This window comes from Mesorhizobium sp. P2_D6, from assembly GCF_056404315.1.
Genome location: NZ_JBFUEG010000018.1, coordinates 1 through 18,750 on the forward strand (window position 1 = coordinate 1; position 18,750 = coordinate 18,750).

Below are 18,750 nucleotides of genomic sequence, written 5' to 3' on the forward strand. Positions count from 1 at the left end.
TGGCGGCTTCATCTATGTCTCGCAAGCGCTGGCCGGCGAGCCGGTCGCAGCCGCGCAGACCGAGGACGGCGAATGGACACTCTCCTTCCATGCCCATCCGCTCGGCATCATCGACACCAGGCGTATGAAGCTTGTCCGCCGCAGCGCCGCGCCAACCAAACCGCTTGGCGCTGCGCCGGACGCATAGGGGAAGAGAAGTGTTACCTATGTATCCGGTTCATTCTGTTACCCATCTATCGGCTGGACAGCGGCAGCCGGATGAGGGGCGGCGCCAACGTTTGTTGTGATCGCGCCGCTGCTCTTGTGGTGGCAAACCCGAAATCTCGGCGCTGCCCTCATTGTCCTGCCGGACATTTCTCCCCGTATAGTGACGGGGAGAAAGGGCTGTCACGCCGGTTTCGCCAATCGCCAGCGGACACAAAAAGGCGGCGCCAGTTTCCTGGCGCCGCCTTCGTGTCTTTCGTAACCGAACCCGACCTTAAGCCGCGGGCTGCGCCTCAATTGTGCGCAGGGCCTGCGTCTGGCGCTTGGCGGCGGCCTTGACCGCATCCTGCACCTTCTCGAAGGCGCGCACCTCGATCTGGCGCACGCGCTCGCGGCTGATGTCGAACTCGGCCGACAGCTCTTCCAAGGTCAGCGGCTCTTCGGCGAGGCGACGCGCCTCGAAGATGCGCCGCTCGCGATCGTTGAGCACGGCAAGGGCGCCCGACAGCATGCCGCGCCGGTTTTCCAGCTCGTCCTGCTCGATCAGCATGTCTTCCTGGCTTTCGTGGTCATCGACCAGCCAGTCCTGCCATTCGCCGGATTCGCCTTCGCTGGCGCGGATCGGCGCGTTGAGCGAGGCGTCGCCCGACAGGCGGCGGTTCATCGACACGACTTCGGCTTCGGAGACGTTCAGCCTGGTGGCGATCTCGGTGATCTGTTCGGGCTTAAGGTCGCCATCGTCCAGCGCCTGGATCTTGCCCTTCACCTTGCGCAGGTTGAAGAACAGGCGTTTCTGATTGGCGGTCGTGCCCATCTTGACCAGGCTCCACGAACGCAGGATGTACTCCTGGATCGAGGCCTTGATCCACCACATGGCGTAGGTCGCGAGGCGGAAGCCACGCTCGGGTTCGAATTTCTTGACGGCCTGCATCAGGCCGACATTGCCTTCCGAGATCACCTCGCCGATCGGCAGGCCGTAGCCGCGATAGCCCATGGCGATCTTGGCGACGAGCCGAAGGTGGCTGGTGACGAGTTTGTGCGCAGCGGAAGTGTCTTCATGCTCGGCGTAACGCTTGGCGAGCATGTACTCTTCCTGCGGCTGAAGCATGGGAAAGCGGCGGATTTCTTCCAGGTAGCGGCTGAGGCCGCCTTCGCCGGAAACGATACTGGGTAGTGACTGGGCCATGATAGCGCCCCCTCTCTATTAGAGTGATGCCCCCGAAACGCGGCGGGCATATGACGCGAGCACCAAAAGGCTCGCCCGCGACAACCGACTTATATAGGAACAAAACCAGAAAAGACAGGCATTTGTTCAACACGAAACAGTGTGTCACGCCAAAGTGAACAATGCCGCTCAGGTTTTAGATGGCGGGTTTAGAGTTTGCGAAAGCCGCCGACGAGTTCCTCCATGTCCCTCGGCATCGGCGCCTCGAACCTCATCGGTAGATGGGTAGTCGGGTGACGAAATGCAAGGAGCCAGGCATGCAAAGCCTGCCGGGAAAATGCGTTGACCTGGCTTTTCAGCGGCTCGGGCAGCCGGTTGACTTTGGTGCGGAAGGCCTGGCCGTAATCGGGATCACCGATGACGGGATGGCCGATATGGGCCATGTGGACGCGGATCTGGTGGGTGCGGCCGGTCTCCAGCCGGCATTCGACCAGGCTGGCGGTGGCGAACGCCTGCTGGTCCTCGCCGAAACGCTCCTGCACGGTGAAATGGGTGATGGCGTGGCGGGCGTCGTCGCGGCCTTCCGGCACCACGGCGCGGCGCACCCGGTCGGCGGCGCGGCCGAGCGGCGCGTCGACCGTTCCCGTCGGCCGCGGCGGGATGCCCCAGACCAACGCCAGATAGGCGCGTTCGAGGTCGCCGGTGCGGCCATGGTCGGCAAAGGCCTCCGACAGCGCCTTGTGGGCACGGTCGGTCTTGGCCACGACCATGACACCACTGGTCTCCTTGTCGAGGCGATGGACGATGCCTGGGCGTCTGACGCCGCCAATGCCTGAGAGACTGTCGCCGCAATGATGGATCAGGGCGTTGACCAGCGTGCCGGTCCAGTTGCCGGCGCCGGGATGGACGACGAGGCCGGCCGGCTTGTTGATGACGATAAGCTCGCCGTCCTCATAAAGCACGTCGAGCGCGATGGCCTCGCCTTGCGGTTCGGCCGGTTCGGGTTCGGGCATGACGACCGAGACACGCTCGCCAGCACTCATCTTGCGCTTGGTCTCGTCAACACGCTTGCCGTCGACCGACACCGCGCCCTGTTTGATCAGCATCTGCACGCGGCTGCGCGACATTTCGGGGCCGAGGCTCGCCGCCAGCCACTGGTCGAGGCGCTGGCCGGCCGCATCCGCGCCGGCTTCGAGCACGGTTGGCTCCGCCTCTATGAATTGTCTGGTCTCTTCGCTATGAGCGCTCATCGAAAAAAGTTCCGGAATGTTCTGCCATGGCCCGGCCCGTTGCCGACGAAGAAGAAAAGCCGCTCGATCCCGAGATCGAAAAGGTGCGCGGCAGGCTCATCCGCTTCATGGCCATCAATCTCGGCCTGCTTTTGCTGGCCCTTATGGTGGTGATCGCGGCCATTGTCTACAAATCGCGCAAAGCGCCGCCCACAACCCCGCCGCTCGCCAATGATATTCCAGTACCGCCCGGCGAGCCGCTCGCGGCCGACATCGTGCTGCCGGTGGGAGCCAAGGTGATCAGCCAGGCGCTGTCGGGCAATCGCATCTCGATCGACGCTGAGCTTGCCGACGGCAGCCGCACCATTTTCGTCTACGACATCGCCGAGCGCCGCATCATCGGCCGCTTTGCAATCCGCAACAAATGAGCCTGCAGGCATGACCGGGTTTGCCAACCATCGCCGGGTCGCGACCGTCACGCTCGTTGTCGGCAGTTACGATGAGGCGATCGCCTGGTATGTCGAACGGCTGGGCTTTCTGCTGACCGAAGACGTCGATCTCGGCGGTGGCAAGCGCTGGGTGACGGTGGCGCCGGCGAACGGTCAGGGCGTGCGGCTGCTGCTGGCCGAAGCCGACGGTGAGGCGCAAGGAAAAAGCATCGGCAACCAGACCGGCGGCCGCGTCTTCCTGTTCCTCGAAACCGACGATTTTGCCCGCGACCACAGAGCGATGCTCGAAAATGGCATCGATTTCCGCGAGACGCCACGCAATGAGCCTTACGGCACAGTGGCGGTTTTCGCCGATCTCTACGGCAATCTGTGGGACCTGATCGAGCCGAAAGGCTAGGTCCGCAAACCTACATTCCATAGAAGCGGTCCGGCCGCTCGAAGCCCAGTTGCTTTTTCCAAACCGTCAGCCTATATCGCCGGTTCTTGAACGCGCCCATCGTCTAGCGGTCAGGACACCGCCCTCTCACGGCGGGAACAGGGGTTCGATTCCCCTTGGGCGTACCAAATAACGGCTGGGCCGTTTCTTCCCCCACTACTTCTGACAAGCTCGAACGTGGATCGCGTTTTGACCGCGAGGGTCGGCGGCATCAGCGAAACCCGGCCAGTCGGTGCACACGGATACACCCAATTTAAGTCAGGCCGCTACGCTTGAAAGCGTAGCAATCTCTGCTACTTGCGGTACGGGGCAGCATCTGCGGCAGCGCGGATTTGGGTCGGGTAAAGCAGGTATGAGTTCGGTGAAAATGCCATGCCCGCACTGCCTCGGCAGCGGGAAGATTTTCGATTGCTCCAGATGGCACGCGTCAAAAGGGCATTGCTGCCCGCAAGGGACGCATCGGGCCGGCTGCCCGGGGCAGACCATGGCATGCGCTGAATGCGCGGGCCAGGGCACATTGGCGGAAGCCGAGTTCAGAGCTGTCGCCTAGCGAATATCCTCTTAGCGAATGTCCTGCAGCCTTGAAGGCCTGGCTCTCTTTCATCTTCACCGCCATGCGCCGGTCGACATCGTCGCTTCTGGCGCGTCGCTGCCAATTGCACTAGCATCATTGCACGACGCCGTTACGGCGCGCAGAACGCCGGGGAACGGATCGGGAAAAGCCGTCAGGCATGCACATCCGCCGCGCGCATGGCGTGCGGCGATGGTATGATTTGGCAAGATCCAAGTTCGCACAAGAAGGCGAGGGGTCGGCGGGGAGGAGACCGATGCAGAAACTGCAATCGCAGGGCGTCCATCACATCACGCTGGTCGGCGCTGGCCGCCAGACGTCGATCGATTTCTGGGAGGGCGTGCTCGGCATGCCGTTCATCTTCGAGCAGCCGAATCTCGACAAGGCCAGCGAAAGCCATCTCTATTTCGATCCCGGCGACGGAAGGCTGATCACCGTCTTCACCGACGAGAGCCGCACGCCGGTCCAGCGGCGCACGCCGACAGAGCCGGGCTGCGTCCACCACATCGCCTTTGCCGTGTCGCGCGTTACCTTTCTGCAGGCGGTCGCCCGGCTCGACGAGCGCGCCATCAAGCACAGCGGCGTCAAGGATCGCGGCTTCATGGACTCGATCTATTTCGAGGATCCGCTCGGCCTGTTGATAGAGCTCGCGTCCTACCGCTTCGAGCCGCCGGCGGGCTTCACCCATGCCGACGTCTTGATGCAGGCACACAAGCTGCGCGTCGCGCGCGGCGACTACAACATCGCCGAAGTGCATCTCGCCGACGCGATCCAGACGCTGGTCGAATGGTCACGCGCGACCTTGTCGGACGACCGGACACCGAAGAATCCATACTGACGGCCACAAAAAGGGGAGAACCATAATGGCAAAGACTGCAAAGAGCGCCGGGAAATCTGCGGCCAAGGCCGCGCCGAAAACCGCCGCCAAGCCGGCAGCAAAAGCGGCTGCCAAGCCTGCGGCGAAGGCATCCGCAAAGCCGGCTGCGAAAGCCGCGGCGAAGCCGGCCGCCAAGAAGTCCGCGCCGAAGACGGCCAAGGCTGCGAAGAAGCCGGCCTTGAAGATCAGCATGCTGAAGCCGAGCGTCAACAACATGACCGTTCGGGTGTTTGCGCGCGCGGCCGGGTTCGACCCCGCCGAGACCGACGCCTGGGGCCACACGCGTTCGCCCGAATATATGGCGCGTAACCCCGCGCATCTGACACCGATGATCGAGGACAAGGGTCTCCCCAGAGGCGTGCTGTGGGAAAGCTGCGCCATCATGCAGTATCTCGCCAACAAGCACGGGCTGGAGAAATTCTATCCCAAGGCGCCGGCCAAGCGGGCGATGGTCGACAGCGCCATGTTCTATCTGATCGGCACGCTCTATCCCTACGTGGCGCGCGCGACCTATCCGGCGCTCGGCTTCCCGCAATATGCCGGCGAGGTCGGCCACAGTGACGCCCATCCGGACAAGAAGTCCGAGGCGCAGAAGGCCGCGATGGCGGCAATTGCCGAGCCGCTGGAGGTGTTTCATTCCTTCTTCAGGGACGGCAAGCCGTTCATCGGCGGCAAGCATCCGTCGATTGCCGACATCCGCCTGGCATCGACGCTCGAATTCCTGGCCGTCATCGACTACCCACTGCCCAAATGGGCGAAGGAGTATGTCGCGGCAATCGAGAAGAAACTCGGCAAGGCCTATGCCGAGCCGGCAGGCGATGTCAGAGGCTATATCGCCTATGTGAAATCACAGGCCAACGCGCAAAGCTAAGGATTCGTTAACCAAAGCCCTGTCTATTGAGGGCAATCCACCCCGCGACCACGGATGTACTGGCGCCGAAGTGGAAGGAAAGGTCGGCGCAAAGCCGGCCTTTTGCTTTTCGCCGATGCGCCACAAGACGCGTCCCCGCGCTCCGCCATAAAGTCTGACATCGGGCACATTGCCCTTGCCTGCGTCGACCCTACCATCATGCTTGGCGGCCGAGGTACGAGGAGCTTTGCGAATGAAGGGCGTGGCGAAATTGTTTGCGGTTGCCGGCGTTGTGTTGGCCGGAGGCTACCCGTCCGATGCGGCGCCGCTCGACACCATGACGGAGGTCGGCGATGCGATCCAGGCGTGTTGGACGCCACCCACCGATGCTGGAAATGACAGCGTCACCTTGAGCTTCAGCTTCAAGCGTGACGGCACGCTGATCGGTCCGCCGCGACCGACGGCGATCAAGGTCGATGGCGACGCCAATGCCAAGAAAGCGTTTGTCGACGCTGCGACCACGGCTCTGCAGAAATGTCTTCCGCTGAGCTTTTCGCCCAAGCTTGCACAAGGCGTAGCTGGCAATGTCTTCACCATGCAGTTCGCCTCGCCCAAGCAATAGCGAGCGGTAAAGCGTTTCACCGTTTCACAGAAACGGCGACCCACTCTCTCGTTGTTTTGACGCAATTCCCAAGGAAAAAGCGCTACGCGCTTTTCCCGGAAAAACCGTTCACACTTTTCCTGGAATTGCTCTGATCAGTTGTGCCGGCGCCTTATGTCGACATACCGTTGCAGGTCGGGTGTCTCGAAGACGTAGTCGGCCCAGGCGGATTCGGGAATCTGCCCCGCCAGGTAGCATTCCAACAGCAGGCTCTGTTCGGGATCGAGCGGTCTCGGCGCCCATTCATGGTCCAGCCCCAGCGAGTGGAACAGGTTCCTGGTCAGGCCAGAGACAGTGAAGTGAATAGACATCTTCGGTCTCCTTTGCCCGATACAACGCGAGACAGCGGAGAAAGGTTTCAACCGCAAGGGCCGATAACGCGGGATTGATCATGGCGACGCCAGCCATCGTCGATGCCTGGCTTCGTCTCAATCTTGAAACAAAAGTGTAATAGCGAATTTACAGGAGCCGGCATAATACAGGTGGCGTAAAATACCTGACTGTTGCTGACATTCCGCTGAATTAGACTTGCGTCATATATTGAGGCTCGATCGGCTGGAGCGGCTGTCGGCCCCACAGGTACAAGGACTAGGATCGCCGATGATGCGTTTGTGGCCAGCCGTGATCTTCGCACTGGTGTCGATGACGGCGACCGTCCTAGGCGGCCTTCAAATACCGCGACGACGCGACTTTCAAAGCGTGTGACGTCAAGCGCTACTCCAGGCGTGTCGCCGAGTTGAGAGCGCGCACGGTTACGCCAGCCAATATCAGCAACGCCATCATTCCCCTGCCGTCGGCAAAGCCGGACCTCGTAACCGTTGCGCAAATCCCCCGGACCGACGGCTCTACCCCAGAGGCCACGGGCGCTGCCCAGCAGAAGTCGGTCGAAGCTTTGGCCGGCTCGCGGCCGGTCAGGATGGTCGGGCCGGCTTTCTTCCCGGCGGACTGACCCGCGCGGCGCCGAAATGCCCTGTTTTATCCATGTTTTGATCCCAAAACCGCGGGCCGCTGTAGGGCGACATGCATCAGGCTATTCGCAGACCATCTTGTAGCGTTTGCCGGGTTGGCTGACATTCTTGCAGGTGAGCGGGTTGGCCGGTTCGGAAGTCATCGCGGGCGGGCTGGACCTGACGTGCCGTCTCGGCGGAGCCGATGTCGTCTGTCGGCGCGCCGCCGGCCGGTACGGCTCCTGCGGCGGCGGCGTCGGAAACACGCCGGCTGCCGCCTGCATCTTGCTGGCCTCGGTCAGCGACGGATCGCGATCCCAGACCCGCCTGATATCGAGCGGCCTCGGGATCACAACCGTGCCGTCATAGCTGCGCGCGCAGCCGCTGCTGGCAAGCAACGCCACGCCCAGGAAACAAGGCACGATCCAACCAGTCATCCGCAATACCCCTGCCGACTTATAGCCCGGCCGGGGTTCCGCCGACAACCGGCGGAATACCGCAGGGCAATGTGGGCTCTGGTTGGAGTTTGGATGCGTTATGGTTAGCGGATCATTAATGCTTCTCGGGCACATTTCGCCGGCGAACCGCTGAGGGGGTTCGGCCTTGGCTTTCGGGGTGGGAACGGAATGGCTGACGGGACTGTTGGAACACGCGGCGGACGCGGTTCCCAAGAGGGGGCTGTGAACGGCAAGGATACGTCCGTCGGGGGTTCACCCGAAGCGCCGCATGAGCCGGTCGAGGCCGGTTTGCATGGCGAGGACGATTCCGCCGGGGCTTCACCCGAAGCGCTGCGCGAGCTGTTCGAGGCCGCTTTGCGTGGCGAGGACACTCCTGGCGAGGATTCGCCCGAAGCGCTGCGCCGGCTGGTCGAGATTGCTTTGTGTGGCGAGAACGCGTCCGCCGGGGCCTCACCCGAAGCGCTGCGCGAACTGGTCGAGGCCGGTGCTGACTGGGTCTGGGAGACCGACGCGGAACTGCGCTTTTCCTGGCTTTCAGAAAATTACCAGGCTGCCACCGGCATCGATCCCGCCAACATTCTTGGTCGCTTCCGCTTCGATTTCCTCAAGCAGATGGTGCATGGCAATCGACACGCCGCCGCGCATCTGGAGGATCTGCAGGCGCATCGGCCATTTCGCGACTTCGTTTATGAATTGAAGGGCGGCCGCCCCGGCTGCCGCTGGGTTTCGATCACCGGCTCGCCCCGTTTCGACAGCGAGGGCGAGTTTACCGGCTATCGCGGCATTGGCCGCAACGTCACGGCGCTGGCCGGTGCGCTGGACGACCTTCGGCAGGTGCCGCCAGCCGCAGACGAGAGCACGCAGCATCTTGCCGATCTCGAGCGGACGATGGATGCCATGCATATGGGCGTCGTGCTGCTCGACGCCAAGCTCGACACGCTCATTGTCAACAAGGCCTATCGCGACCTCTCAAGGATTCCCGACGGCGCCGTCACTGTCGGCGCGCCGTTCAGCCTCCTGATGGAGCTCAACCGCCGCAACGGCATCTATGGCGATCTCGACGAACAGCAGTGGCAGCATTACCTCGCCACCCGTATCGAGGAGATCCGCGCCGGCTCGGTTGCGCCGCGCGAGTTCACCCATGCCAATGGCCGCACCATGATGTTCTCGGTAACGGCGCTGTCCGGCGGCAAGCGGCTCCTGACCTATTACGACATCACCGAGCTGACGCTTCGCGACGCCGCGATCGAAAGCGCCAACGCCAGGACCGCCGAAACTTTCGCCAATCTGCGCACGATGGTCGACCAGATGCCGATCGGCGTGCTTGTCCTCGATGCGGACATGCGCACGGAGGTGATCAACCGCGCCTTCTATGATTTCTGGGAAATCGATCCCCGACGCGCCGGGATCGGCTGCGGCTTCCGTGAGCTGATGCAAGCCAGCCGCGATATGGACCCCTACGGCGCCGACGACGCCGAATGGCAGCGCCACATCGCCGAGCGCGAAGCAGAAATCTCGGCCGGCGTGGTGGGCTCTAGGCAATTGCCGCGCAATGACGGCCGTACGCTGATTGCATCGCTGGCGCCGCTCGCCGGCGGCAAAAGGCTGATCTCCTATGTCGATGTCACCGACATAAAGGACCGCGAGGCCGAACTCGCCGAGGCGCTCGAAAAATCACGGCTGGCCGAGGCGGTGATCAACGCCGTCGAGGACCCGATTTTCGTCAAGGACGACAATCTGCGCTTCGTCTTCGTCAACGAGGCGTTCTCGGCCCTGTTCGGACAGACGCCGCAAGCGATGCTGGGCAGGCCCGGCGGCGACTTCATGCCGGGGAAGGATGCCGCGCTGTTCGAAGACAGCGAACGCGCCGTGCTGGCGACCGGCACGCCTTATGAGATCGAGGAGAATTTCGAGGTCGAGGGCGCCAGGCGCTCGCGCATCGTACGCAAGAACCGCGTCGGCATGCCAAGTGGCCGCAACTACGTCGCCGGCTTCCTGTTCGACATCTCAGACATGAAGCGCCGCGAGACGGAAGCCGAGGACGCGCGCAAGAACCTTGCCACGGTGCTGGAATCGCTCCCCGCGGCCGTCATCATCTACGACCGCGACGACAAGTTCGTCTTCGCCAACCGCAAGCTGCAGGACACGCTGCCGGCGCTGGTGCCGGCATGGCAGCCCGGCAGCAGCTTCCGCGACGCGCTGGAACTGGGACATTCGGTCGGCTATTTCCGATCGAGCGGCGATCCTGAGATCGACAAACTCTATGACGGCGACCGCGACGTCTGGCTCAGTGCCATCCTCGCCCGCTACCACTTGCCGAACACCTCCTACGAGCGCCTCAATGCGGACGGCCGCTGGTACCAGGTCTACGATATGCGGACCGAGGACGGCACCTTCATCGGCGTGCGCGTCGACATTTCGGAGATCAAAAGCCGCGAAAAGGCGCTGCAGGAAAGCATGCGTCAGATCGACCTGTTCCGCCACGTCATGGACGAACTTCCGGTCGCCGCCTTCATCAAGGCGCAGGATCTGAGCATGGAATTCGTCAACAAGGCCTGGTGCGCGCTGACCGGCATCCCCAAGGAGGAGGTTATCGGCCGGACCGATCTCCAGCTTTTCAACATCGACGACGCCGAAACCTACACCCATGACGACACCGAGGTCGTCGTCACCGGCCGCGGCCGCGAGATCGAGGAGCCCGTTACCCATCGCGACGGCACGGTGCGGCAATTGATGACGCGCAAGAGCCGGCTGGTGGCGCTCGACGGGTCGGTGCATCTGGTCGGCTCCAGCACCGATATCACCGACGTCAAGGCGCGCGAGCAGGCGCTGGAAGAAAGCATGCGCGAGAACGAGGTGTTCCGCAATCTCATCGACAACGTGCCGGTGTCGATCTACGCCAAGCGCTCGGACCTGCGCCAATTCTACGTCAACAAGGGCTGGTGCGACCTGACCGGTCTCAGCAAGGAGGAGGCGATCGGCAAGACCGACGTCGAGATCTTCGGCGCGGACGGTGAGGCCTTCGTCGCCGGTGATATGGCCGTGCTGCGCACCGGCGAGACGCAGGAGATCGAGGAGACGGTGACGCTTGCCGACGGCAATGTGCGCCACCAGTTCGCGCGCAAGGGCGCAATGATCGCCTCCGACGGTTCGCTCTATCTCATCGGATCGACCACCGACATCACCGAATTGAAGATGCGCGAGGCCGAGCTGCGCGAGGCACGCCAGCGCGCCGTGCTCGCCGACCGCGCCAAGTCGGAATTCCTGGCCAATATGAGCCACGAGATCCGCACGCCGATGAACGGCGTGCTGGGCATGGCCGAGCTGCTCGCCAAATCCGACCTCGACACCAAGCAGAAGACGTTCACCGACATTATCGTCAAGTCGGGCAACGCGCTTTTGACGATCATCAACGACATCCTGGATTTCTCCAAGATCGATGCCGGCCAGCTCGTGCTCGACCCGGCGCCGTTCAACCTGCCCGAGGCGATCGAGGATGTGGCGACATTGGTGTCGACACGCGCCAAGGAGAAGGATCTCGAACTGATCGTGCGTGTCGAGCCGGGCCTGGAAAGCCTGTTCATCGGCGATGTCGGCCGCATAAGGCAGATCGTCACCAATCTGCTCGGCAATGCTGTGAAGTTCACCGACGAAGGCCATGTGCTGGTCGATGTCACCGGCGAGAGGGTTGTGGCCGGAACCAGGCTCACCATCTCGGTCACCGACACCGGCATCGGCATTCCGGAGGACAAGCTGAAGGCTGTCTTCGAAAAGTTCAATCAGGTCGATACCTCGTCGACCAGGCGCCACGAAGGCACCGGGCTCGGCCTTGCCATCACCTCGCGGCTGGTCGAGTTGATGGACGGCGAGATCGGCGTCGAGAGCGCCGAAGGCAGGGGTTCGACCTTCTGGTTCACCGTTACGCTGCCCAGGGCCGGTCAGCAGACGGGGCAGCGCATCATGCCGGTGGACGTCACCGGCGCGCGGGTGCTGATCGTCGACGACAACGCCGTCAACCGGTCGATCCTGACCGAGCAGATGGTGTCGTGGACGTTCGATTCCTGCGCCGCCGAAAGCGGTGCCGAAGGGCTGAAGGTGCTGGTCGCCGCGGCTGCCTATGGCGTGCCTGTCGACTGCGTCGTCCTCGACTACCAGATGCCGGGGATGAGCGGCGCCGAAATGGCGCGCATCGTGCGCAACACCGCAGGGCTGGCCGACACACCGATCATCATGCTGACCTCGGTCGACCAGTCGCTCGCCAACACCAGCTACCGCGATCTCGGCATCGACGCGCAGCTGATCAAGCCGGCGCGTTCCTCGGTGTTGCTGGAGACGCTGGTCGCGACCATCCAGCGCCATCGCCACGGCACGACAGGTCAGGCGCCGGAAGCCGCAAGCGGCGGTTCCGGCGAAGCGATGGTACAGCGGGTGTCGGTGCCGCCGGCACGCGCCCCGTCCGAGCGGGCGCAGTTGCATCCGCCGCCAGTGCGCGCCCGCGCCCGGGCCGGCGGCAGCGAACGCGGGCTCGACATCCTCGTTGCCGAGGACAATGAGGTGAACCAGATGGTGTTCACGCAGATCCTCGGTGAAACCGGCTACAGTTTCGAGATCGTCGGCAACGGCCGCAAGGCGCTCGACGCTTTCGGCCGGCTCAATCCGCGCATGATCCTGATGGATGTCTCGATGCCGGAGATGAACGGGCTCGAAGCCACGGCCGCGATTCGCCGGCTGGAGCAAGAGAGCGGCACGCATGTCCCGATCGTCGGCGTCACCGCGCATGCCTTGAAGGGCGATCGCGAGCGCTGCCTGGAAGCCGGCATGGACGACTATCTGCCCAAGCCGATCAGTCCCAAGGCGCTGCTCGAAAAGGTCGAGCGCTGGGCCGGCATCGCGAGCGAAGCCCAGCGAGACGCCGGCTAGCTGATATCAGCGCCGGGATTCGGCGGTGCCGCGACGTCCAGGGATATGGTGCGATCGCACCATATCAAAGCTTGCGCCCAGTCGGGAAAATGGCGGCAACTCAACCGCTCATTCAGTTACGGGCGGGAGCAAGCGACCGCCGACAAAGAAACAGCGTCGAAATCTACCCCAACGGACCTGTTTTTGGCGATGGCTCGGCCAAGATACGCTCTGGCCACGGGCAACGCGCTCCCGTCCGGTTTTTCTTTCTCGGCATCGCGGCCTGCGATCCGCCGGGACAAATGCCGGCGCAAAATCCCGCAAGCTTATGATTCCAGCGGCAAACTGCGGCTCTCGCGGAGATGCCGGCCGGCTGCGGCTTTCGGTGCGTCCATCCGACGTTACCGGGCTGACACGAAACTGTCATGCGACTGTAATAATCGAAGGCTATTGGCCTCAGCGGGCGCCGGCTGAAGAGGGCGCCGAGAGACCATCTTCCGAACAGGAGCAGGCCACATGAAGAAATTCCTCGTTACGGCATCGGCCGTGGCGGTAGCGTTCGCCGCATCGTCGGGTGTCGCCGCCGCGCGCGACCAGATCCAGGTCGCCGGTTCGTCGACCGTGCTACCCTACGCCAAGATCGTCGCCGAGCAGTTCGGCGAAACCTTCACCAACTTCAAGACCCCGGTGGTCGAGTCCGGCGGCAGCGGCGCCGGCATCAAGGAATTCTGCAAGGGCGTCGGCGAAGACACCATCGACATCGCCAACTCCTCGCGTCCGATCAAGAAGGACGAGCTGAAGTCCTGCGCCGACGCCGGCGTGAAGGAAGTCCAGGAAGTCCGTATCGGCTATGACGGCATCGTCTTCGCCACCGACATCAAGGGCCCGGATTGGGCGCTGGTTCCCGCCGACATCTACAAGGCGCTCGCCGCCAAGCTGGTCGTTGACGGCAAGCTGGTCGACAATCCGAACACCAAGTGGAACCAGGTCAACCCGAAGCTGCCCGACTGGGATATCGCCGCCTACATCCCCGGTGAAAAGCACGGCACCCGCGAAGTGTTCGAGACCAAGCTTCTCGACGCCGGCTGCGACAAGGCCGCCCTGAAGGCCGCCGGCATTGCCGACGACAAGGAAATCGGCAAGACCTGCATTGCCATCCGCAAGGACGGCAAGGCTGTCGACATCGACGGCGACTACACCGAGACGCTCGCCCGCATCGACTCCAACAAGACCGGCGTCGGCGTGTTCGGCCTCGCCTTCTACGAGAACAATGCCGACAAGCTGAAGGTCGCCAGCGTGGAAGGCGTCGTGCCTTCGACCGAGACGATCGCGACCGGCAAGTATCCGGTTTCTCGCCCGCTGTTCTTCTACGTCAAGAAGGCGCATCTCGGCGTCGTTCCCGGTCTCAAGGAATATGTCGAGTTCTTCCTTGACGACCAGATGATCGGCCCGGAAAGCCCGCTCGCCCAGTACGGCCTGGTTTCGGCTCCGGATGCCGAACGTCAGGCGCAGCGCGACGCGTTCGCTGCCGGGAAGAGCATGTAATCAACGACTGGATCAGGGCGCGGACCAAATCCGCGCCCTGATTTCGCTGTATGCCGCAACGGCGGCGGCGATCTGAATTTTCTCTGGGGTGGGTGATGTCGTCCTTGCTCGTACTCGCCATAGTCATCGCCATCGGCGTGGTCGCCTTCGTGATCGGCCGCCAGCGCGCCACGGGGCACGAAACCGGCAAGGTAAAGCCGCATTCGCGCGCCCACTATCACGGCTGGTGGGCCTTTCTGCTCGCCGTCCTGCCTGCCGTCCTGCTGCTCGCCGTCTGGGACATCGGCTCGTCCTTCTATCTTGACCGGCACATCCACGCCGCCCTGCCCGAGCGCACTGTCGACTCCAAGATCGCCAGCGAAGCGCTCGACGCCAGCCTGGTGAAGAGCCTCGCCAAGGGCCTGCGCCGGCTCGATGCCGGAACGCCGCTTCCCGCCACGTTCGCTGAATTGCAGCCGCTGCTCATCGCCAAGGGCGTGGCGCTGGCGACGGATACCCAGGACTACATGATCCCGATCGCGGTCGAGGCGAATGCCGTTCAGGACCGGCTTGGGCTGTTCGGCGCCGTCATCACGTTGGCATTGTCGATCGCCGGCGCCTTCTACGCGATTAGGCAAATTGCGCCGCGCGCCAGGGCGCGCAACAATGTCGAGAGGCTGATGCTGTGGGGGCTGCTTGCGGCGTCGACCATCGCCATCCTGACCACGGTCGGCATCGTGCTGTCGATGCTGTTCCAGACCATCACCTTCTTCGAAAGCGTGTCGCCGATGAGCTTCTTCTTCGGCACCGTTTGGGATCCGCGTTTCGCCGCTGCCGGCTCCGGCGGCAGCCAGGGCCAGTTCGGCCTGATACCGCTTCTCGCCGGCACGCTTTATATCGCCGCCGTCGCTCTTCTGGTGGCGGTGCCGGTCGGCTTGATGTCGGCGGTCTACATGGCCGAATATGCTTCGCCCAAGGTTCGCGCGGTGGTCAAGCCGGCGCTGGAATTGCTGGCCGGCATCCCGACCATCGTCTACGGCATCTTTGCCGTGGTCACGCTCGGGCCGTTCCTGCGCGACCTGTCGGGGGCACTCGCCGGCGGTTCGCCCTTCATCCAGGGCCAGAGCATCTTCACCGCCGGTCTGGTGATGGGCGTCATGCTGATCCCGGTCGTGTCCTCGCTGTCCGACGACATCATCACCGCGGTGCCGCGCGCCATGCGTGACGGCTCGCTTGGTCTGGGCGCGACGCGCTCCGAGACGATCAAGCGGGTGATCCTGCCGGCCGCACTTCCCGGCATTGTCGGCGCCATCCTGCTGACGGCGTCGCGCGCCATCGGCGAGACGATGATCGTCGTGCTGGCGGCCGGCGTTGCCGCCAATCTCACCGCCAATCCATTCGAGGCGATGACGACCATCACCGTCAAAATCGTCAACCAGCTGACCGGCGACCTCGAGTTCAACTCACCGCAGACGCTGGTCGCCTTCGCGCTCGGCCTGACGCTGTTCGTGCTGACACTGGTGATGAACATCGTCGCCCTCTACATCGTGCGCAAGTACCGGGAGCAGTACGAATGACCGACATTCCCCTGGACACGATGGCGGGCGCCGTTGCGCGTCCGCGCCGCGACATAGGGCTGAAGGCGCGCTACGCCGCTGAACGCCGTTTCCGCATCTACGGTGTGATTGCGATCTCGGTCGGCCTGGCCTTCCTGGCCATCATGCTGATCACCATCGTCTCGAAGGGCTACACCGCCTTCTGGCAGACGACGGTGACGCTGCCGATCAGCTTCGACGAGAAAGTCATCGACCCCTCCGGCAAGCGCGCCACCGATCCGAGCGTGCTGATCAAGGCGAACTATCCCAAGCTCGCCGACACTGCGCTGATGGCCAAGCTTGGCATCGACCCAAGCAACAAGCCGATGGTCATGAAGCTCAAGGGCTTCCTGTCGGAAGGCGCCCGCGTCCAGCTGCGCGACATCGTCGCCGCCGATCCGTCGGTGATCGGCACGACGCGCGACGTCAACATCCTGGCCGCGGCCAATCTTGACTCCGCCTTCAAGGGCCAGATCGACCTCAGCGTCGATGAAGCGCGCCGCAAGGTGTCCAACCAGCAGATCGACTGGATGAACAAACTCAAGGCCGACGGCGTAATGGCCGAGCATTTCAACACCGGTCTGTTCACCTATGGCGCCTCCAGCCGGCCCGAGACGTCAGGCATGGGCGTGGCGATCATCGGCTCGTTCTACATGATGGTGATCGTGCTGCTTTTGGCGCTGCCGATCGGCGTCGCGGCCTCGATCTATCTCGAGGAATTCGCCAAGAAGAACCGCTTCACCGACCTGATCGAGGTCAACATCAACAATCTTGCGGCGGTGCCGTCGATCGTCTTCGGTCTGCTCGGCCTTGCCGTGTTCATCAACTTCCTCGGCATGCCGCGCTCGGCCGCCTTTGTCGGCGGCCTGGTGCTGACATTGATGACGCTGCCGACCATCATCATCGCGACGCGCGCGGCCCTTGCCGCGGTGCCGCCGTCGATCCGCTCGGCAGCGCTTGGGCTTGGCGCCTCGAAGATGCAGATGGTGTTTCAGCACATACTGCCGCTTGCCGCTCCCGGCATCCTGACCGGCACGATTATCGGCCTGGCGCGTGCGCTGGGTGAGACAGCACCGCTGCTTCTGATCGGCATGGTCGCCTTCGTCGCCGACTATCCGAAGACGCCTTTCGATCCGGCGACCGCACTGCCGGTGCAGATCTACATGTGGGCAAACGAGGCCGAACGCGCTTTTGTCGAGCGCATGTCCGGCGCCATCATCATCCTGCTCGTCTTCCTCATGGCCATGAACATCACCGCGATCGTGCTTCGGCGCCGGTTCGAGCGGCGCTGGTAGAAAAAAGGCAATTTGGTATGAACATCATGACCGAACAGTCCCTTGAAAACGCAGTGGGCGACAAAATGAACGCCAAGTCGAACGAAGTCATCAAGATGCGCGGCGACAAGGTCGGCGTGTTCTACGGCGAGAAGCAGGCGCTGTTCGACGTCAATCTCGACGTCCGCCAGAACCAGGTGACGGCGCTGATCGGCCCGTCCGGCTGCGGCAAGTCGACCTTCCTGCGCTGCCTCAACCGCATGAACGACACCATCGATTCGGCGCGGGTGACCGGCAAGATCACGCTCGACGAGGATGACATCTATGACAAGAACATCGACGTCGTCGAACTCAGGGCTCGCGTCGGCATGGTGTTCCAGAAGCCCAATCCGTTCCCGAAGTCGATCTACGAGAACGTTGCCTACGGCCCGCGCATCCATGGCCTAGCCAAGCGCAAGTCCGACATGGACCAGATCGTCGAGTCGAGCTTGAAGAAGGCGGCGATCTGGAACGAGGTCAAGGACCGCCTGCAGGAGCCCGGCACCGGCCTGTCCGGCGGCCAGCAGCAGCGCCTGTGCATCGCGCGCGCCATTGCGGTGTCGCCGGAAGTAATCCTGATGGACGAACCCTGCTCGGCACTCGACCCGATTGCCACCGCACGCGTCGAGGAGCTGATCGACGAGCTGCGCCAGAATTACACGATCGTCATCGTCACCCACTCGATGCAGCAGGCGGCGCGCGTGTCGCAGCGCACGGCGATGTTCCACCTCGGCTACCTGGTCGAGGAGGGCGCCACCGACAAGATGTTCACCAATCCCGACGACAAGCGCACCCAGGACTACATTACCGGCCGCTTCGGCTGAGCCGTCCAGCGGTTGAATTTTCAGGCACGAGGACCACGATCATGGGTGAACATACCGTCGCCTCCTTCGATGAAGAGTTGGGCCAGATCAGCAAGCTGATCCGCGACATGGGCGATCTGGCCGGGTCGATGGTCAGCGGCTCGACAAAAGCGCTGCTCAATTCCGACAATGCGTTGGCGCAACGTGTCGTTTCCGACGACGCCATCATGGACGCGCGCCAGCGGGAACTCGACGATCGCGCCATCACGCTCATCGCCAAGCGCCAGCCGATGGCCAACGATCTGCGTGCCGTGGTCGGCTCGATCCGCATGGCCGGCGACCTCGAGCGCATCGGCGATCTCGCTAAGAACATCGCCAAGCGCGTTGGCACTGTGGGCCTCAGCGTCACGCCGCGCGACCTCTCGCATTCCATCGATGCGATGGCGCAGCTGGTGCTGATCCAGGTGCAAGGGGTGGTCGAGGAATATGCCGCCGCGGATGCCGCAGCCCTGGCGAAACTCAGGAATGAGGACGAACGTGTCGACGTCAAATACACGTCGGTGTTTCGTGAACTCTTGACCTACATGATGGAAGACCCGCGCAACATCACCGCCTGCACGCATCTCCTGTTCTGCGCCAAGAATCTGGAGCGCATCGGTGATCATGTCACCAACATCGCTGAAAATGCGTATTATGTGCTGACCGGCCAGCAATTGCCCGCCAATCGCCCGAAGCAGGACGAGACGGCGATGGCCACTTCGGCCTGACA

Annotated in this window: 15 protein-coding genes, 1 tRNA gene and 1 pseudogene; 13 read left to right on the forward strand and 4 right to left on the reverse strand. The window is 63.0% G+C overall.

The window, feature by feature from the left end:
* Positions 1 to 187: pseudogene (locus tag AC1D1L_RS27360) on the forward strand (integrase); the annotation flags it as partial.
* A gap of 291 nt (positions 188 to 478) precedes the next feature.
* Here AC1D1L_RS27360 and rpoH read toward each other — a convergent pair.
* Both rpoH and AC1D1L_RS27370 read right to left on the reverse strand, forming a co-directional pair.
* Complete coding sequence (gene rpoH / locus AC1D1L_RS27365) at positions 479 to 1,390, reverse strand: RNA polymerase sigma factor RpoH (RefSeq protein WP_112559526.1); 912 nt, start codon at positions 1,388 to 1,390, stop codon at positions 479 to 481.
* Positions 1,391 to 1,578: 188 nt separating this feature from the next.
* The gene (locus AC1D1L_RS27370) at positions 1,579 to 2,619 is read right to left on the reverse strand and encodes an RluA family pseudouridine synthase (protein ID WP_477344389.1); all 1,041 of its coding nucleotides are present in this window, start codon (positions 2,617 to 2,619) and stop codon (positions 1,579 to 1,581) included.
* Positions 2,620 to 2,645: 26 nt separating this feature from the next.
* Between AC1D1L_RS27370 and AC1D1L_RS27375 the strand changes: the two genes are divergently transcribed.
* The 6 genes from AC1D1L_RS27375 to AC1D1L_RS27400 all read left to right on the forward strand — a co-directional run bounded on the left by AC1D1L_RS27375 (position 2,646) and on the right by AC1D1L_RS27400 (position 6,403).
* Positions 2,646 to 3,026 (forward strand): fimbrial protein, encoded by a 381-nt coding sequence (locus AC1D1L_RS27375; protein ID WP_436261691.1) that lies wholly within the window; start codon positions 2,646 to 2,648, stop codon positions 3,024 to 3,026.
* 10 nt (positions 3,027 to 3,036) lie between these two features.
* A complete protein-coding gene (locus tag AC1D1L_RS27380; RefSeq protein ID WP_477344390.1) occupies positions 3,037 to 3,444 on the forward strand; it encodes a VOC family protein in 408 nt (135 codons plus the stop codon).
* Positions 3,445 to 3,536: 92 nt separating this feature from the next.
* Positions 3,537 to 3,611, forward strand: a tRNA-Glu gene (locus tag AC1D1L_RS27385).
* 699 nt (positions 3,612 to 4,310) lie between these two features.
* Positions 4,311 to 4,892: a VOC family protein gene (locus AC1D1L_RS27390; protein ID WP_352591263.1), complete on the forward strand. Its 582-nt coding sequence runs from the start codon at positions 4,311 to 4,313 to the stop codon at positions 4,890 to 4,892.
* A gap of 25 nt (positions 4,893 to 4,917) precedes the next feature.
* Positions 4,918 to 5,802 carry a glutathione S-transferase family protein gene (locus tag AC1D1L_RS27395; protein ID WP_477344391.1) on the forward strand — a complete coding sequence of 295 codons (885 nt, stop codon included), beginning with the start codon at positions 4,918 to 4,920 and terminating at the stop codon, positions 5,800 to 5,802.
* Between the two features lie 232 nt (positions 5,803 to 6,034).
* Positions 6,035 to 6,403 carry a hypothetical protein gene (locus AC1D1L_RS27400; protein ID WP_477344392.1) on the forward strand — a complete coding sequence of 123 codons (369 nt, stop codon included), beginning with the start codon at positions 6,035 to 6,037 and terminating at the stop codon, positions 6,401 to 6,403.
* 134 nt (positions 6,404 to 6,537) lie between these two features.
* On the opposite strand, the gene AC1D1L_RS27405 is transcribed toward AC1D1L_RS27400, so the two are convergent.
* Both AC1D1L_RS27405 and AC1D1L_RS27410 read right to left on the reverse strand, forming a co-directional pair.
* Positions 6,538 to 6,753, reverse strand: a complete 216-nt coding sequence (locus tag AC1D1L_RS27405; protein WP_477344393.1) for a hypothetical protein — start codon at positions 6,751 to 6,753, stop codon at positions 6,538 to 6,540.
* Positions 6,754 to 7,472: 719 nt separating this feature from the next.
* Positions 7,473 to 7,826, reverse strand: a complete 354-nt coding sequence (locus AC1D1L_RS27410) for a hypothetical protein (protein ID WP_436261681.1) — start codon at positions 7,824 to 7,826, stop codon at positions 7,473 to 7,475.
* Positions 7,827 to 8,243: 417 nt separating this feature from the next.
* Between AC1D1L_RS27410 and AC1D1L_RS27415 the strand changes: the two genes are divergently transcribed.
* The 6 genes from AC1D1L_RS27415 to phoU all read left to right on the forward strand — a co-directional run bounded on the left by AC1D1L_RS27415 (position 8,244) and on the right by phoU (position 18,748).
* The gene (locus tag AC1D1L_RS27415; protein WP_477344467.1) at positions 8,244 to 12,767 is read left to right on the forward strand and encodes a PAS domain-containing protein; all 4,524 of its coding nucleotides are present in this window, start codon (positions 8,244 to 8,246) and stop codon (positions 12,765 to 12,767) included.
* 495 nt (positions 12,768 to 13,262) lie between these two features.
* Positions 13,263 to 14,291, forward strand: coding sequence for a PstS family phosphate ABC transporter substrate-binding protein (locus AC1D1L_RS27420; RefSeq protein ID WP_477344394.1), 1,029 nt, complete (start codon positions 13,263 to 13,265; stop codon positions 14,289 to 14,291).
* A gap of 95 nt (positions 14,292 to 14,386) precedes the next feature.
* A complete protein-coding gene (gene pstC / locus AC1D1L_RS27425; protein WP_477344395.1) occupies positions 14,387 to 15,847 on the forward strand; it encodes a phosphate ABC transporter permease subunit PstC in 1,461 nt (486 codons plus the stop codon).
* Entirely contained in the window at positions 15,844 to 17,160 is a 1,317-nt protein-coding gene (gene pstA / locus AC1D1L_RS27430) for a phosphate ABC transporter permease PstA (RefSeq protein ID WP_203279577.1), read from the forward strand. The genes pstC and pstA overlap by 4 nt, the downstream gene beginning before the upstream one ends.
* A 17-nt stretch (positions 17,161 to 17,177) precedes the next feature.
* Positions 17,178 to 18,002: a phosphate ABC transporter ATP-binding protein PstB gene (gene pstB, locus AC1D1L_RS27435; protein WP_112559514.1), complete on the forward strand. Its 825-nt coding sequence runs from the start codon at positions 17,178 to 17,180 to the stop codon at positions 18,000 to 18,002.
* Between the two features lie 41 nt (positions 18,003 to 18,043).
* The gene (phoU, locus tag AC1D1L_RS27440; protein WP_477344396.1) at positions 18,044 to 18,748 is read left to right on the forward strand and encodes a phosphate signaling complex protein PhoU; all 705 of its coding nucleotides are present in this window, start codon (positions 18,044 to 18,046) and stop codon (positions 18,746 to 18,748) included.
* Positions 18,749 to 18,750: the final 2 nt, after the last annotated feature.